Origin of the sequence: Nostoc sp. C117, assembly GCF_043099735.1 — a bacterium.
Lineage (GTDB): Bacteria > Cyanobacteriota > Cyanobacteriia > Cyanobacteriales > Nostocaceae > Nostoc.
In genome coordinates, this window is the sequence record NZ_CP170991.1 from 865,946 (window position 1) to 880,596 (window position 14,651).

Below are 14,651 nucleotides of genomic sequence, written 5' to 3' on the forward strand. Positions count from 1 at the left end.
ATATTTACTGTATCAATCTCGGCTTTATTAATAATTAATTTTCTTTGTTAGTTAAATCGGGATGACAGGATTTGAACCTGCGGCATCCTGCTCCCAAAGCAGGCGCGCTACCAAGCTGCGCTACATCCCGGCTAGATTTATCTACTTTTGTTGGTTTGTTTTTAACTTACCATCAAAGCGATCGCCCTTTTGCACAAGCACTGAAATCACTATATCACATAAAACGGGTCATGGTTAATTTTCTTTATCATGTGCAAAGACCACTATAGATGAAAGATGAAATTTTTAGACTGAAATAAAGGTTTTTTTGCCGACTAAATTTTACAAGACGTATACTTGCTGATTCGTCGGCTGAACCTTGCCAAAACACACAAAAATAATAGATTTTTATTATTTTACCTGATTTTCTTGTGCGAGTAGGGTTTTATCTGGATTGAGTGCTACTAGTGGGGATACCAAAACATGCCTTTGATGCCTTCTGGATCAGCCATAAAACCCATAGTTCGGTAGAAATCTACAACATGGGGGTCAGCAAAGAGTGTCACATTACTAATCTCTTCACTCCTGAGTTTTTTGAGGACGTATTTCATCAGCGCTTTGCCCAGTCCTTGACTTTGAAAGTCTGGATGAACTACCACATCCCAAATAGTGGCATTGAACGCATGATCTGAAGTAGCGCGGGCAAAGCCAATGAGTCGTTTTTGATTTCCTCTCACCTGCCACATTGAGGCTACGAGAAAACTATGCTCAATGGCTTTTTTCACTTTTCTTAAAGGACGACGCGACCAACCAACTGCATCACAGAGTTCTTCTAGTTCATAAAGATCAATGTCTCGCTCCGTACTAAAGACGATGCGAGTCTCTTTTGAAGAAGCTTCGCTAACACTACTGGAGCTGGAGTTGCTCGCAGTTTCTGCTTTGTGTTCTTCAAAAGGGTTTGTCCTAGTTGCCGCTACAGACTCAGGAGTACTAAACCAAGTTTTCCAAAAACCCATGCCAACGTGGTTCGGGTAGTATAACTGAATTGGTTTCCACTCTTAAAAGTGTTGATTCATGCTTAACCAAGCTACTACCTTTACTACCCCTTACACTCAAAGTTTTTTGGTTGTTTTCGGGATTTGCAATGGTAAGAGCTAGTTAGAGCATGTTTCACACCAATCACTTTTAACTTTAGCATTTTGTTGTAAAGCCTAGTAAAAATTTACCAAAAGGGAAGAATATTAAGTAGTTCAAAATCATCAAAATTCAAATGCCTATGTCTTGTTGTGGGGCAAACTTGCCAATCTGGTGTTTGTTCTGACTAAGCAGAGCGTCTTTGGCTTTGCTCAAAATAAAATAGAAAAACTAAATTTTGAACAAGCTAACTAGTAATTGTTCGTATGTAGCTTAAATGCAGGTTAGCTTAAGAAGGAATTGTATATAAGGGATTGGGCATTGAGAACATTGTTCTTTTGTCTCCCATGTCCCTCAGTTCCCAGTCCTCAATTTCCAACATCCAACACCCAGCCCCTAGTCCCCAGGTGACGCAAGCAAGCGAGTCTTACCCTTAACAATGGCTTCTGGTTTAAAATCTTCAACACTGGAACTCCTAAAGCGCTTTAATCGAGCGTTTCCCCAGTTTTATGAGCAATTCGTCAGCAGTGAGATTCAACTGCAAAATTTGCGGCTAGCCTACCGTCTCTATAAAACTAGACGCGCTGTTATTGAACTGAAACCGGAAGGTAGTAAAAGTGCTTTGCATTTTGCCTATCGCAACCAGTCTTTTCTGCTCAGCGATATTTTTGGTGTACTAGCAGCTTATGGGTTGACGATTCATGGTCTGAGTCTATATGGTCAGATCCGTCCGCCAATGTTAGTTTTTATCAAACTTTTGGTATCTCGTGGTAGTAAAGCCCTGACTGAGAAAACTTCCGAAAATGTCTGTCGTGCTATTCGAGAGGCTTTAGGAGGTCGGTTTGAGGTAGAAGAAATGCTGGCAGTAGAATTCAATCTTGATACTGGCTTAGAGCAGGTACAAACTGAGTTCTATGTCGATCCGGTTTTTCATCTCCCTGCTTTAGTAATTGAAGCCGATAATCAACCAGGATTATTTTACAAAGTGATGTACGCCATTTGGCAGGAAGATCTGCTGGTAGTCAATGCCAATTTACTGGTTTGGCGCGGACGTACACGGCTAATTCTCTACTTGTTGGGGCCGAATGAAAGCCTGATTCCTGAATATCTGGGTCACAAAATTGCTGAAGGGGTGCGACAGAGGTTGCTGGGTAAATAAAAATACTACTCACCGAATTTTAGATTTTGAATTGAAAATGCAAAATCCAAAATTTACTAAAGTCTGTTCGCAAACAGTCTCACTCCAAAAGCTTGCAAATTTAAACGCGAGAACAAATCCAAAAGCCAAAACTATTTATTTAAGCCCATACCTTCAGGTATGCGGTCAATCTGAAATCTAAAATCTAAAATTGTTTGACTCCTAACTCCTAAAACTTCGTATTTAGTCGCACCCGCCCTTAGGGGTACGATATAAGTATGGCAACTATTGAAATCTTGGGCGTTCCACACGCATACGAGCTAACGGCTCCCACTTCCTGCCCCCACGCTTTAGTGTTTATCCACGGTTGGCTCAATAGCCGTGGATATTGGCAACCTGTGATTTCCCGCCTATCAGATGATTTGCAGTGCCTGTCCTATGATTTGCGGGGTTTTGGTGAGTCCCAGTCCCAGGTAAAAAGTGATTTTAGTCGGGCAGAAAGCTCTGTCAGTCTAATGCCCATCTCCAGTGGTGCAGTTGACTCAGCTTTCGATTCTCTTTATACTCCTGCTGCCTATGCTCAGGATTTAGCTATTCTCCTGAAACAGCTGAATATTAAAAGTGCTTGGCTAATTGGTCACTCTTTAGGAGGTACGATCGCTCTATGGGCAGCAGATCAAATGCCTGACTGTGTTAAGGGAGTTATCTGTATCAACGCCGGCGGTGGTATTTACCTCAAAGAGGCCTTTGAGCAGTTTCGCTCAGCGGGTCAGAAGTTTTTGCAAGTTCGCCCACGGTGGCTGTCCCAAGTACCTTTGATTGATTTACTGTTTACGAGAGCGAGTGTGGCACGTCCTTTAGAGCGCTATTGGGCGCGTCAGCGGGTAATTGATTTCGTCGTGGCTGATCCAGAAGCAGCGCTGGGAAGTCTATTAGACTCTACAACTGAAGAAGAAATCAACCGTTTACCTGAACTAGTATCCCAACTCAAGCAGCCAGTTTATTTTTTAGCTGGTGCTGAAGATAAGGTTATGGAACCTAAATATGTACGTCATTTAGCTAGCTTTCATAGACTGTTTCAATACTGTGGTGACAATGTTCTGGAAATTCCTAATTGCGGACACTTGGCTATGTTAGAGCAGCCGGATGCAGTAGCCGATTACATCCGAATGATAGTTAAGAGTCAATAGGTATTGGGGACTGGGTATTGGGGACTCAATACTTTTCGGTTAAGGGGGAAAGGGGAAAGGGAAAGGGTTTGTAATTTCACTTTCCCCATTGCCCTTTAACCTTTCCCCAGACCAAAAAAGAGATTATTGGGTTTAACCGAAAAGTATTGATTGGGGACTGGGTATTGAGAAGAAATTTTCCCTAGTCCCTAGTCCCCAATCCCTCATTTCCCCTCAGATTGATACAACTTCATTACCTGGCTCAGGGCTAACCTAGATTCAACGCCTAGTGTCAGGGGAGATGTATGACCTGAGGATAGATGGTGGGCGGCAGCACAGCCAATCATGGCGGCGTTGTCAGTACAGAATTTCAGAGGGGGAAATAGAACGCGTAGATTGTGTTGAATGGCAGCGGCTTGGAGATTTTTTCTCAACCCGCTATTAGCTGCTACACCGCCTCCAACAGCAATTGTATCTAGACCATAGTCTAAGGCACAGGCGATCGCTCTTTTAGTGAGCGATCGCGCTACAGTATCCTGAAAGCTGGCTGCCACATCTGCCACTGGCACTTGTCCACCATCTTTCTCCAATTGCTGCACTAAGCGCAATACAGCCGTCTTTAAACCGCTAAAACTTGCATCATAACGATGAAACCCACCACCAGGTAGAGAAACTCTACCTTCTGGTAGGGCAAAGGCTTGGGGGTTTCCCTCTTGTGCCAGCTTGTCAATTACTGGACCACCGGGATAACCCAACTTTAATAATCGGGCAACTTTATCAAAGGCTTCACCCGCAGCATCATCACAAGTTTGTCCTAGAGTTTCGTATTTACCACAATCCTTGACATAAATCAAGCTTGTATGTCCGCCGGAAACCAGTAAGCTAAGAAAAGGGGGATTTAAACTTGGTTCGCTCAAGTAAGTTGCGTAAATGTGACCTTCGAGGTGATGAACTCCCAAAAATAATTTGTTGTGTACCATCGCCAGGGTTTTGGCAGCAGTTAAGCCCACCAACAACGCTCCTACGAGTCCAGGGGCGCAAGTGGCAGCAATTGCGTCAATTTTGCCCCAGTCTAGTTTGGCTTGATCGAGAGCTTGAGCGATCGCAACATTTATCGTTTCCAAATGCTGCCGGGAAGCTACTTCTGGCACTACCCCGCCATATTGCTGATGAACTAGAATTTGCGAAGCGATGATGCTGCTGCAAACTTCACGATTATTGACAATTGCGACAGCAGTTTCATCACAGCTGGTTTCTATTGCTAAAACGGTTGCCATTGGGAGTTGCGAGTGCTGAGTGCTGAGTTTTGAGTTCCAAGGTCGAAGTTCCGAGTTCTAAGGCTCACGTTCCGAGTTTGGAGTCCTGAGTCGTGAGCAGTAGATACAAAATCTTGCTTGTTTACTACCCTACAACAACAATTCCTATACTGGACACTCATCACTCCTGACTCAGCACTCAGCACTCAACACTAATTTTGGTTGAGAAGCTTTAACTTTTATTTACTGAAACTTTACTCAGTTCCCACCCAAGAGTATGATGACTTCCTAGTTATGCAAATAAAGACTGTACAAGCCGCTTCGTTTTGTACAAAGAACTTTTTGTTTTGTAATAAAAGGAAACAACTCTATGCGACGATTGTTTGCTTTGATTTTAGCGATTTGTCTTTGGTGCAATTTTGCCCCCCCAGCACAAGCTCTAGGGGCTAACTTGACACCCTGCAAAGACAATCCCGCTTTTCAAGAGCTAGCAGCTAATGCCCGTAATACCACCGCCGATCCAGAATCAGGCAAAAAGCGATTTGAGCGTTATTCTCAAGCGCTGTGTGGTCCTGAGGGTTACCCCCACTTGATTGTTGATGGTCGTCTAGATCGCGCTGGTGACTTCTTGATCCCCAGCATTCTCTTTCTATATATCACTGGTTGGATTGGTTGGGTAGGTCGTAGCTATCTGCAAGCGATCAAAAAGGAATCTGACCCTGAACAAAAGGAAATCCAAATCGATCTTGCTTTGGCATTACCTATAATGGCGACAGGTTTTGCTTGGCCAGCAGCAGCTGTCCAAGAATTACTCTCTGGCAAATTAGCAGCCAAGGATTCAGAAATTCCCGTTTCCCCACGCTAAATCGGTTTCACTAATTCATTTGTTTGGAGACTAAATTCATGGCAGACAAAGGCGACCAATCATCCTATTTGATTAAATTTATTTCCACAGCGCCAGTAGCAACTACTCTATGGCTGACAATCACAGCAGGTATTTTGATTGAATTCAACCGCTTTTTCCCAGATCTACTTTTCCACCCACTGCCATAATTGGAAAATGAGATTTAGGGCAATTGTCTAAACTTGTTTAGTTAGTCATATTAGGGCTAACTAGACAAATTGATTACCAATAATAGCCAGCAAAAGTAGTTTTTTGAAACTCGCGGTGTTGTTTACAAATCGCGAGTTTCACGGGTTTAAAATAAGCTAAATTAATTTTTCTAAACTTCCTAAGCAAAAGACATCTTTAGCTACAATTATTATTAATATAAAAATGCCACCATTTTAATTTCAGAGGCGAACACAAAATTATGGCGCAAGCAGTAGATGCATCAAAAAACCTGCCCAGCGATCCGAGAAATCGTGAAGTTGTTTTTCCCGCATTCCGCGATCCTCAGCTAGGCAACCTAGAAACCCCCATTAATTCTTCTCCTTTGGTCAAGTGGTTTATTAATAACTTACCTGCTTATCGTCCTGGCATAACTCCTTCCAGACGTGGGTTAGAAGTCGGAATGGCTCATGGTTACTTACTGTTTGGTCCATTTGCTAAATTGGGACCACTGCGGGATACAGGCAATGCTAACTTAGCTGGATTACTAGGAGCCATTGGCTTAGTTGTTTTGCTCACCGCTTGTCTGTCCTTATATTCCAATAGCAATCCTCCTAAAGCACTTCCTAGTGTTACCGTACCCAATCCTCCAGCAGATGCTTTTAACTCTAAAGAAAGCTGGAATAACTTTGCCAGTTCTTTCTTAATTGGTGGTATTGGTGGTGCAGTAGTTGCTTACTTTTTGACTAGTAATCTGGGACTAATTCAAGGTTTATTTGGTTAATTTAGTCATTAGTCATTAGTTGTTAGCCAGTGGTGAAGAAATATAGGCTAACAAATAACAAAGGACACAGAGATTTTTCTTTGCGTCCTTTGTTTTATGCGAAAAGTGGCTATGTTATCAAGAATTCTATGTTATCCAAATAAAGCCGCTTCAATGTCATGTAAAGCAGTTTCAAAATCGTCATTCACGATTTGAATATCAAATTCATGTGCAGCCTTAATTTCTTCTTCGGCGCGATGTAGACGGCGAGCGATCGCTTCTTCAGAGTCTTGACCGCGAGAGCGTATTCGTTTCTCCAATTCTTCAAAAGAAGGCGGTAATATAAAAATGCTGAAGGCACTGGGGAAGGAAACGCGAATTTGTCTTGCTCCTTCTAACTCAATTTCTAGCACTACCAATTTGCCGGAATTAATTTGGTTAAGTACGGTTTCACGGGGAGTTCCGTAATAGTTACCAGCAAATTCTGCCCATTCTAAAAATTCACCTTCAGCCATTAACTGCTCAAACTTACTGCGGCCAATAAAGTAATAATTTTTACCATCAATTTCCCCTGCACGTGGAAAACGGGTTGTTACGGATACGGAATAATATAGTTCCGGATGACGCTGTAGGAGCGATCGCATTAAAGTGCCTTTACCGACCCCACTGGGGCCAGTTAAAACAATCAACTTGCCTGGATTTGCAGATTCTTTAGTAATAACGCTACTCTGGATGGGTAAAACTTCGATCATCCGTTCAACCTGTGAATTAATCAATAGATATTATTTATTAGTTTTGTGTTTGTGGAGGAGTCCACCATTAACTACGGGACATATAGCACTGGTGACAAAAAATTAGTCTAATTCACATGGTACTACTGATAGGGTGCAAATAGAGTGGGGTTGTTAACCCACTGCTAGTCAATTATCTACAGTCTGATGATCGCGCGAAATCACAAAGCGATTAGCTACAGTTTCCGGCTGAATCGCTGACAAAATTACGTGGCTGGAATCAGTAATAATTACAGCTCTAGTCCGGCGACCGTAAGTTGCATCTATCAGTTGACCTCTGTCCCGTGCGTCGGTAATGATCCGTTTGATGGGGGCAGACTCTGGACTGACAATGGCAACTACTCGGTTGGCAGATACTATGTTACCAAAACCGATGTTGATTAACTGAATATCCATAAAAAAACTGAGGCCAAACGCGGTTTAAGAAGCTTGTACTGAACTTATTTACATGTTATCGCCAATAAACAGGAGTTACAACGCTTAAATTAACGCCAGCCTCAGTTTTTAAATTAATGTCTGCTTTTTTTAGCTGTTTATCAGCTAAAATTCCTAAAAATCTACCCAAAGATATAGTGAAAATCATACTCGTATAGGCTACTTGGGTGATGTACATTTATTTTTTTGAGATAAGTAAGTTGTTCCCATACAGTTCTGTTAAAGCAAGAGACGCGCTAAATCGCGGTAAAATTTTCATCACAAAACCTTAACCGAACCGTATTGTCAGTTTTTCTACATTTAACTTCCATAATTAAGGCGGGTAAGATGCCCACTCTACAAAACAACGCTGTTGGTTTTGTGTCACGAATTGTAAAAGAACACTTGGATCTGAACTGGAACATACTCTAAGCTAATCCGCCTTTAAGTTGTATAATTCTTAGCCTCAGAAAGATGCGGCGCGGGGATGCAAAGAAGGGGAGACACAGGGATGTCATTTGAATGACTATTAGCTTATTTTCCCCAAGTTAGATCTGAAAATTTTGAAATCTGGAGGTAACTATGCAAGCTACACAACAAGAACTAACACTAGAAAAAGTTCAACAGGCCGTTAATGCAATTGTTAATGTTTTGACTCAAGAAATGCCGGAAACTAACTTAACATTCTCAAGCATTGAACGCTTTTATAGAGGGTGACTACCAAACCGTGAAGCGATTAGCAGCAACTAATTTATCTGACAATTTCTGTAAGTCGCTCGGATATCTTGGTGGGGCATTGAAGTTGACCCCAAACACTGACACAATTTTGGCTGAGTCTGCACGAGCAGCAGCTGAATTTGATAAAGAAAGGACATTGAAGAAGTTGGGCAATGCGATCGCTCAAGCACTCAACTAGAGGAAAATGGCGATCGCCTAATTTTTGAAAGGGCTACTCTTAAGAGTTTCCTTAATCAGTTTGCCCGATCGCTAGTTTTCTTTTTCAAACCTTGCCAGCTTTCTCGCAATTGCTTCAAATTAGGCATATGCCCACCATAACGCCAGCTAACATAGGCTTGACAAATGTCATCTATTACCTTAGCAGTTGTTGGAGCATGATGCTGGTATGAGACTTTAGCATACTCTAAAGGTGTTTGTGCTGGATGCTTACCCAAGCCTTTTTGGGCTGTCCATTGCAGCATTTGTTGATAAAGGCTTTCCATCGCTGGCAATTTTTTTAACCATCGACGATTGCGCCACTGACGCCACTGCCGCCACCCCAGCCAACTCAAGAAAGCTGTTGTCGTTCCTACGATTAAGCCAGTCAATATGCCAAACCAACCTTGAGAGAATAAAGCGATAAACCAAGCGATCGCTCTACCAATCCAACTAAATATTGTCCCAAATACATTATTCAACAAACCTGTCACCGGAGAAGGTAACCATCCAGCAACCCAATGCCAAAATTGTCGCAGCACACTAAAAGTTTCAGTATCCTCAATTGATGGGGGAATCAAAGGATGATTGGGAATTGGATCAAAGGCAAACCAACCATATTTGGGGAAATACACTTCTGTCATCGCGTAGGCGTCTGTATTACGAACGACATACATCCCCGTAAATGGATTAAACTCTCCAGGACTGAACCCCGCTACCAACCGCGCTGGAATACCAATAGAACGCAGCATCACCGTCAAAACTGTCGAAAAGTGGTCTGGATAGCCTCCTTTATTCTTGAATAAAAAAGCTTCTACCAAGTCTTCTTTTTCATCCAAATAAGGGAGGTCTAAGGGATTTTTCGGTAGAGAGTAGTATTGCTTCAAATATTGAGCTAAGTAAAGAGCCTTTTCATAAACTGAATCCAGCCTTTTAGAAGACTTTCCTACGCCTTGTTGATTGTAGTTAGTGAGGATTTCTTCGGCGCGTTGCCGGACTTTTTCGGCAATTTCAGGCGGAATTTCTAGATAATGCTTTTTAATATTTTGCGGATATTTGGTAGAAGTTTGACCTAATAAAGTCCGATCGCGGTATGGTACTTCTGAAACTACAGTATAAGTAAGTCCTTCTGATAATTCCACAGGCGATCGCAACCCGTTTTCGGTATCAACTGCGATCATTGGTGTGGGAAAGTAAATTTCCTTCGGATTAGCCATAGCTGGAATTAGATTAGGCAAATCCGACACCACTGTATAAGTTTGTACTACTTCTTGAGTTTTAGCAGTAATCAGAGGTTGGGGAACGAAGATTTGGTAAGACCAAGGTGGCCGCCTGATGGTGGTAACATCTTCTTTACGAGAAACTTCCCATCCTTTACCTGTATAACGGTCAAATGCCAACACTCGCCAAAAACCCTCAGCTTGCGATCGCACTCGCATAACAACCTGAGGTTTCATCTCGCCGCGCAAGTTTTGGTTAATTTCGCTATTGAAACCGTAGTAAAAGTTATTATCTACTTTTCCTGGTTGACCAGTTCGATTTTCTCCTGTCCCAGTACCTTGATTATTGCCATTACCTTGGCGAACATAACCTGGATTAATGATACTACGTCCTGTAAAACTGCCTTTGATTTCAATTGGAGAACTTACAGGAAAACTTCGTAATTGATAACCAGGTAACCTTGGTAAAACAGCAAAAATTGCCAGTCCGAGACCGACAATTATCAAAAAATTAACAATTAAAAATTTAAAATTTAAACTTGAGAGTTTTCCCTCTGTGGTATTTTCTTTTTGAGTTTTTACTGACTCCAAACCCAAGCGTGAGCGATAATCTAATACTAAAGTTGGGAGAGCGATCGCTAAAAATAACAGCAACATAGGTGCAAATGCTAAAGTCTGACTGAGTGTTGCCGCCACACCCAATAAAATCAAGCCGATGACAATCGAATAACCCAAATTTTTGCGGCGGGGTGTATCAAAGCTATGCAACACCTGTAGTTGAATTAATAACTCAGCCAAACCCAACCGTGTATCATTCAATTCTCCCGCTAACCGCCCAAAGAAAGCACCCAGTGCTACTAACATGCCGATGGCGATACAGAACTTCACTGCAATATTGCGATCGCGACGACGATAGTAACTCCACATCGCACCCAATATACTGAGGGGTAACGCCCAAACACTAAATGAAGTCTCAGCAGCGATATCCGTCGCCACAATTCCCAAAATAATCAATGCTAGCACCAGCACCCGCAAGGAAATTGAATCTTCGACTTCTGTCAAAAGCGAACCCTGTGTATTTCGCTGCCTGAAATTAGCTATAGGGAGACGCCAAAACCGATTCATCCTGGATAAGTTAAACATTTCAGTCTAAAGTGGAAATGCCACGAAAACACTGCTAAGGACAGAACTAGCCGCCCTATTTCTAAGTATTCCCGTTGGGGAAAGTTTTCTTATCCTGTTTTTGCGTCTATAAGTCAATACAGTTCAGAACAGTCCAAAACCCTCATGTAGAGATGCGATTTATCGCGTCTTCAAAGATTTATGCATTGAAAACCTGAAACCTCGATCCCCCCTAACCCTCTGAAAAAAGTAGGATGGTTTCATACAAGCAGAGAAAAACTAAAACTGGGTTTCAAAGCCTCTCCCCCCTGGGGGGAGAGGTTTGGAGAGAGGGAAAAAGGCTGGACACAAAACGAGAAATCAAGACTTATGTATTTTTCTTTTTCCGTATGAAACCACCCTGCCTAACCCTCTGAAAAAAGGGGGAATTTCAAAAGCCCACTTTTTAAGGGGGTTGGGGGATCTCTTATGCGTCAGTCGTACCGTTATCCTGACGGAGAAGCTACGCATAGGTTGCTTCCACGAACTGGTAAGGGTTCTCTAAAGGAGTACGTTTGTTTGTATAGCCCTGAATTCTATTCGCCAGGGCTTTTAATCCAAAATCTAAAATTGGCCAAAATTGGTATTAATGAGGTGAGTCTACACCCTCTGGTTAATCGTAACTATGCCTAAAATTTGGCAACCTACATTAAGTAAGCACCCTGTTGCTAGTAGTCTTGAAAGATAAACAAAGCCCCAAGGTAACAACTAGGGGAAAAGTTATCTTAATATATGGCATTGATTGACGTAGTATGCTGGCGCAAGCAATAGAGACTACATCGTGGGACTAATAACAAACAACAACGACTGTTGATCTATTTCTGGAAACTCAACTTCCAGAGTATAAGTTGGCTGAAGTTCCTCGCAACCTAACTCTACACTTAGATATCCAGGACTCGAAGATGTTGCCATTGCTAAAGTGCCACTTCCCCGCAATGTTAAAGTACCTTTAGCGGGTAAATCAGCCTGAACAAGTAATCTCGTAAGTTTACTTAGAGATTGGTATTCTACTCTAACGTTCAAAGTACCAGTACTGGTTAGCCATTGTCTTGCTACCACTGGACTGGTTGCTGAAAGTGGTAGAGTCAGGTTTTCCAGCAATTGTTTAGCCGCCATCAATGACAAAGCCATTTGTTGACGGGGTTGTAAATCTGAATAATCGCTCTGAATCTCAGGCATCTTATCCAGAGTATCCACAGAACGATAGGTGCTTCTTAGCACTAACCCAGCAATATCATTGAGTGCCTGAGATTCGTTGGGGAAAAAGTTCTCCACCACTTGAACTAATTTTGCCCCCAGCGGCACTGAAGATGTAACTAACGCCTGACACTGTTCTAGCAATTGCCGGAAAACTCTTTCTGGCAGGGGAATGGGCAGATTCAGCTTCGACTGCTGTGCCATCCATCCCCAGGTAGGAACGAGTGTCATTGACGGCTCATCAACAAAATCGGGATAGTCAGTTAATTGGCTTTCCCAAGGAAACAGCGGTGGCTGCTCTTGGATTTGAATTTGTAACCGACGCTTAATAATGGCTTGGAAACGATCTTGCACAGTAGGAATTTCTCCCAGTTGAAAGGTCTGGGGTGTTCCTCTCAATTCTGACTCACTGCTTTTTGAAGCAGTAGCTTCCTTGGAGAGGTTCTTTACCCCGTCATTTTCCTTACATTCTACCGAAGGATACTCATCGATTTTGACATCATCTGTCAATAACCAATTGAGACACTGGTGTTGTAAGGATTCTGAGTCACTATTCATGAGTAGATGCACCCGATCCGGACACTAATGAGTTACGAATTTCCCAAGCTTGTTCAAGAATCTTAAACCACCGTTTTTGCAGTTGTGCCATCGACAACCCTAAAGTTTTGGCTATTTTCTCGTCGGGTTGTCCTTGCTGCTTCAACTCTAGTAAAGACCGCTGTTTATTGTCCAACTGCTCTGTATATGTTTGCCATTGTTGGGGAGTTAACCCCAAGTTCGTGTGTAAAGAAGCTTCTAGCCATTCGTGAACTAATTCCCAACGGTGCAACAAGGCAAATCGAATTAAATGATACTTAAAGCGTTGCTGCAAGTAATCTCTCTGACGAGGAGTTAAACCTAAAACTGACTCAATTTCCTGTGCTGATAGATCTTGGAGACGAAGCGAAAAGTAATCAGCACAGTCAGATTGTTGGCGTTGTTCGAGATAATTCATTAATTCCGTAATCACAACGGAGCGCAAAGTGTCTTCTTCGGGTTCGGGTTCTGTTTGCGTTGCCATTGTCGAGCGCAATTGCTGTATGGCTGGTTCTTCCCAAGAACCATCACCTTCATTGCTGCTACCTTCTGCGGCTTGTTCGATGTCTACGGAGGTTTCGGGGGGCTGCTGTTGGGAAAAAGTTTGCGCTCGCAGGATAATCAGCTGTTGCTGACGGCCTGGTAAGGGAATTCGTCGCTTACCGTAGCGCTCGGTAAATGCCATGTACTCGGACAATTCTAGAAGCGTCTGGGGGCGATAAGTTGTACCGAGTTGATTTTCTCGCCGGAAAGCGTTTAATGCTTCCAAATAAAAACTTTGTAGGAAATCTTCAATTATAGTCAGACGCCCTTGATAGCTCAATTGCTTCTGAGGAGGATTAATGTAACGATAAATAATAGCGCTCAAAGTACTGTGTAATTCTACCCTGCCCCGATTTGAACCCAACTGATAGTACCTGAGACACTGTTGCAGTCGGTGTCGGGCCAGGGTAAGTGCCGAGCTTTGGACAGCCCCGGAAGCTTGGATACGTTTGCTTTCGTTACAAATCCGGTACACTTCGGTTGTAATCCGTCTTGCGACATCATGGCAATTCTGTTCCGAAGCTTTGGTTGACTGCTGAAACTCCCTGGACAGGAGTTGAAAGATCGCCTCCACACCAATAGAATTTTCTCCCAGAATATTTGCAGATGGAATAGTTGCGGTTGCGGCTGAATTCATAGTCTCAGTTTTCAAAAGACCTTAAGGTATTTAAATACAACCTGTACGACTGTGGGTGTTGGCTTTTTGGGTTTTGCGTATAAGCTAAACGCAGGCCAATCCTACGTTGCAAATGTGCCTGATTTGATTATTCCCACATCTAATGGGATTGTTCACATTTTGATCGATGTTATTGCCATTACCCAGGAGCCGTATACAAGTCATTATGGATTTAGAAGCACAAATTCAATTGCTGATTGACAATGCACCCCGCGATGGTATTACACCAAATCTGATTGCAGCAATTGCGCCTGTCCTTAGAGCGATCGCTCAAAAATTATGTCACTCCCAGTACTATATTCTCCAAAATTCGGAGGGCAACTGGGTTTTAACTACCTTGAGCAATCGTGCTAATCCAGGATTGGAAAAGCGCGTTCTTTACGCTTTCCCTACCATACAGGATGTCTCCCTAATTTCCACTGCTGGGCTTGACCCTCAAATGCTAGCTAAAATTACTCCTGTCACCCATATTTTGTTCCAAATGGTGGCATTAAAGCCCGTAGATAGTATCGTTTTTTTGGAAACGCCGGGTAAGACCACTCATACCGTCGAAGTTAGACGAACTGAACTGGAAAAACTCATACAGCAACAGTTACGACAACAGCGATCGCCTAAACACATACCCCCTGATATTGCATAGAAAAAATTTG

16 protein-coding genes and 1 tRNA gene are annotated in these 14,651 nt (G+C 42.7%); 8 read left to right on the forward strand and 9 right to left on the reverse strand.

Translation table 11 applies throughout. The features are described 5' to 3' along the window. Nucleotides 1–56: 56 nt before the first annotated feature. Together ACFG4S_RS05245 and ACFG4S_RS05250 are read right to left on the reverse strand one after the other, a co-directional pair. Nucleotides 57–130: transfer RNA gene (locus tag ACFG4S_RS05245), tRNA-Pro, on the reverse strand. Between the two features lie 313 nt (nucleotides 131–443). Continuing rightward, the gene (locus ACFG4S_RS05250) at nucleotides 444–995 is read right to left on the reverse strand and encodes a GNAT family N-acetyltransferase (protein ID WP_392533791.1); all 552 of its coding nucleotides are present in this window, start codon (nucleotides 993–995) and stop codon (nucleotides 444–446) included. A 557-nt stretch (nucleotides 996–1,552) separates the two neighbouring features. Between ACFG4S_RS05250 and ACFG4S_RS05255 the strand changes: the two genes are divergently transcribed. Together ACFG4S_RS05255 and ACFG4S_RS05260 are read left to right on the forward strand one after the other, a co-directional pair. Continuing rightward, on the forward strand, nucleotides 1,553–2,272 hold the full coding sequence (locus ACFG4S_RS05255) for a hypothetical protein (protein ID WP_392533792.1): 720 nt from the start codon (nucleotides 1,553–1,555) through the stop codon (nucleotides 2,270–2,272). Nucleotides 2,273–2,529: 257 nt separating this feature from the next. Continuing rightward, nucleotides 2,530–3,441, forward strand: coding sequence for an alpha/beta fold hydrolase (locus ACFG4S_RS05260; RefSeq protein ID WP_392533793.1), 912 nt, complete (start codon nucleotides 2,530–2,532; stop codon nucleotides 3,439–3,441). A 203-nt stretch (nucleotides 3,442–3,644) separates the two neighbouring features. Here ACFG4S_RS05260 and tsaD read toward each other — a convergent pair whose 3' ends face one another. Continuing rightward, nucleotides 3,645–4,697, reverse strand: a complete 1,053-nt coding sequence (gene tsaD / locus ACFG4S_RS05265) for a tRNA (adenosine(37)-N6)-threonylcarbamoyltransferase complex transferase subunit TsaD (RefSeq protein ID WP_392533794.1) — start codon at nucleotides 4,695–4,697, stop codon at nucleotides 3,645–3,647. A 349-nt stretch (nucleotides 4,698–5,046) separates the two neighbouring features. Between tsaD and ACFG4S_RS05270 the strand changes: the two genes are divergently transcribed. The 3 genes from ACFG4S_RS05270 (at nucleotide 5,047) to ACFG4S_RS05280 (ending at nucleotide 6,511) form a co-directional block, all read left to right on the forward strand. After that, the gene (locus tag ACFG4S_RS05270; RefSeq protein WP_392533795.1) at nucleotides 5,047–5,541 is read left to right on the forward strand and encodes a Photosystem I reaction center subunit III; all 495 of its coding nucleotides are present in this window, start codon (nucleotides 5,047–5,049) and stop codon (nucleotides 5,539–5,541) included. A 38-nt stretch (nucleotides 5,542–5,579) separates the two neighbouring features. Next, complete coding sequence (gene psaJ, locus ACFG4S_RS05275; protein WP_392533796.1) at nucleotides 5,580–5,729, forward strand: photosystem I reaction center subunit IX; 150 nt, start codon at nucleotides 5,580–5,582, stop codon at nucleotides 5,727–5,729. 260 nt (nucleotides 5,730–5,989) lie between these two features. After that, entirely contained in the window at nucleotides 5,990–6,511 is a 522-nt protein-coding gene (locus tag ACFG4S_RS05280) for a photosystem I reaction center protein subunit XI (protein ID WP_392533797.1), read from the forward strand. 131 nt (nucleotides 6,512–6,642) lie between these two features. Here ACFG4S_RS05280 and gmk read toward each other — a convergent pair whose 3' ends face one another. The 3 genes from gmk to ACFG4S_RS05295 form a co-directional block, all read right to left on the reverse strand. Continuing rightward, nucleotides 6,643–7,242, reverse strand: coding sequence for a guanylate kinase (gene gmk, locus ACFG4S_RS05285; protein ID WP_392533798.1), 600 nt, complete (start codon nucleotides 7,240–7,242; stop codon nucleotides 6,643–6,645). A 168-nt stretch (nucleotides 7,243–7,410) separates the two neighbouring features. Next, nucleotides 7,411–7,677, reverse strand: coding sequence for an extracellular matrix/biofilm regulator RemA (gene remA / locus ACFG4S_RS05290; RefSeq protein WP_073639751.1), 267 nt, complete (start codon nucleotides 7,675–7,677; stop codon nucleotides 7,411–7,413). A 55-nt stretch (nucleotides 7,678–7,732) separates the two neighbouring features. Continuing rightward, complete coding sequence (locus ACFG4S_RS05295) at nucleotides 7,733–7,894, reverse strand: hypothetical protein (protein ID WP_392533799.1); 162 nt, start codon at nucleotides 7,892–7,894, stop codon at nucleotides 7,733–7,735. Nucleotides 7,895–8,277: 383 nt separating this feature from the next. On the opposite strand from ACFG4S_RS05295, the gene ACFG4S_RS05300 reads away from it, so the two are divergent. Both ACFG4S_RS05300 and ACFG4S_RS05305 read left to right on the forward strand, forming a co-directional pair. Further along, nucleotides 8,278–8,412, forward strand: a complete 135-nt coding sequence (locus tag ACFG4S_RS05300) for a hypothetical protein (protein WP_392533800.1) — start codon at nucleotides 8,278–8,280, stop codon at nucleotides 8,410–8,412. After that, a complete protein-coding gene (locus ACFG4S_RS05305; RefSeq protein WP_392533801.1) occupies nucleotides 8,390–8,611 on the forward strand; it encodes a hypothetical protein in 222 nt (73 codons plus the stop codon). Before ACFG4S_RS05300 ends, ACFG4S_RS05305 begins: the two co-directional genes overlap by 23 nt. A 55-nt stretch (nucleotides 8,612–8,666) precedes the next feature. On the opposite strand, the gene ACFG4S_RS05310 is transcribed toward ACFG4S_RS05305, so the two are convergent. The 3 genes from ACFG4S_RS05310 to hetZ all read right to left on the reverse strand — a co-directional run bounded on the left by ACFG4S_RS05310 (nucleotide 8,667) and on the right by hetZ (nucleotide 13,962). Continuing rightward, on the reverse strand, nucleotides 8,667–10,973 hold the full coding sequence (locus ACFG4S_RS05310; RefSeq protein ID WP_392533802.1) for a DUF3488 and DUF4129 domain-containing transglutaminase family protein: 2,307 nt from the start codon (nucleotides 10,971–10,973) through the stop codon (nucleotides 8,667–8,669). 810 nt (nucleotides 10,974–11,783) lie between these two features. Then, on the reverse strand, nucleotides 11,784–12,764 hold the full coding sequence (locus ACFG4S_RS05315; RefSeq protein WP_392533803.1) for a PatU: 981 nt from the start codon (nucleotides 12,762–12,764) through the stop codon (nucleotides 11,784–11,786). Continuing rightward, on the reverse strand, nucleotides 12,757–13,962 hold the full coding sequence (gene hetZ / locus ACFG4S_RS05320; protein WP_392533804.1) for a heterocyst differentiation protein HetZ: 1,206 nt from the start codon (nucleotides 13,960–13,962) through the stop codon (nucleotides 12,757–12,759). The genes ACFG4S_RS05315 and hetZ overlap by 8 nt, the downstream gene beginning before the upstream one ends. A 205-nt stretch (nucleotides 13,963–14,167) precedes the next feature. Between hetZ and ACFG4S_RS05325 the strand changes: the two genes are divergently transcribed. Continuing rightward, entirely contained in the window at nucleotides 14,168–14,641 is a 474-nt protein-coding gene (locus ACFG4S_RS05325; protein ID WP_392533805.1) for a hypothetical protein, read from the forward strand. Nucleotides 14,642–14,651: the final 10 nt, after the last annotated feature.

What these genes read in the sequence shown, in the direction of transcription:
- ACFG4S_RS05250 (WP_392533791.1), bottom strand. Translation starts at nt 995, where the DNA reads ATGGGTTTTTGGAAAACTTGGTTTAGTACTCCTGAGTCTGTAGCGGCA.
- tsaD (WP_392533794.1), bottom strand. Translation starts at nt 4,697, where the DNA reads ATGGCAACCGTTTTAGCAATAGAAACCAGCTGTGATGAAACTGCTGTC.
- gmk (WP_392533798.1), bottom strand. Translation starts at nt 7,242, where the DNA reads ATGATCGAAGTTTTACCCATCCAGAGTAGCGTTATTACTAAAGAATCT.
- ACFG4S_RS05325 (WP_392533805.1), top strand. Translation starts at nt 14,168, where the DNA reads ATGGATTTAGAAGCACAAATTCAATTGCTGATTGACAATGCACCCCGC.
- remA (WP_073639751.1), bottom strand. Translation starts at nt 7,677, where the DNA reads ATGGATATTCAGTTAATCAACATCGGTTTTGGTAACATAGTATCTGCC.
- ACFG4S_RS05300 (WP_392533800.1), top strand. Translation starts at nt 8,278, where the DNA reads ATGCAAGCTACACAACAAGAACTAACACTAGAAAAAGTTCAACAGGCC.
- ACFG4S_RS05280 (WP_392533797.1), top strand. Translation starts at nt 5,990, where the DNA reads ATGGCGCAAGCAGTAGATGCATCAAAAAACCTGCCCAGCGATCCGAGA.
- psaJ (WP_392533796.1), top strand. Translation starts at nt 5,580, where the DNA reads ATGGCAGACAAAGGCGACCAATCATCCTATTTGATTAAATTTATTTCC.
- ACFG4S_RS05295 (WP_392533799.1), bottom strand. Translation starts at nt 7,894, where the DNA reads ATGTACATCACCCAAGTAGCCTATACGAGTATGATTTTCACTATATCT.
- ACFG4S_RS05310 (WP_392533802.1), bottom strand. Translation starts at nt 10,973, where the DNA reads ATGAATCGGTTTTGGCGTCTCCCTATAGCTAATTTCAGGCAGCGAAAT.
- hetZ (WP_392533804.1), bottom strand. Translation starts at nt 13,962, where the DNA reads ATGAATTCAGCCGCAACCGCAACTATTCCATCTGCAAATATTCTGGGA.
- ACFG4S_RS05270 (WP_392533795.1), top strand. Translation starts at nt 5,047, where the DNA reads ATGCGACGATTGTTTGCTTTGATTTTAGCGATTTGTCTTTGGTGCAAT.
- ACFG4S_RS05255 (WP_392533792.1), top strand. Translation starts at nt 1,553, where the DNA reads ATGGCTTCTGGTTTAAAATCTTCAACACTGGAACTCCTAAAGCGCTTT.
- ACFG4S_RS05260 (WP_392533793.1), top strand. Translation starts at nt 2,530, where the DNA reads ATGGCAACTATTGAAATCTTGGGCGTTCCACACGCATACGAGCTAACG.
- ACFG4S_RS05315 (WP_392533803.1), bottom strand. Translation starts at nt 12,764, where the DNA reads ATGAATAGTGACTCAGAATCCTTACAACACCAGTGTCTCAATTGGTTA.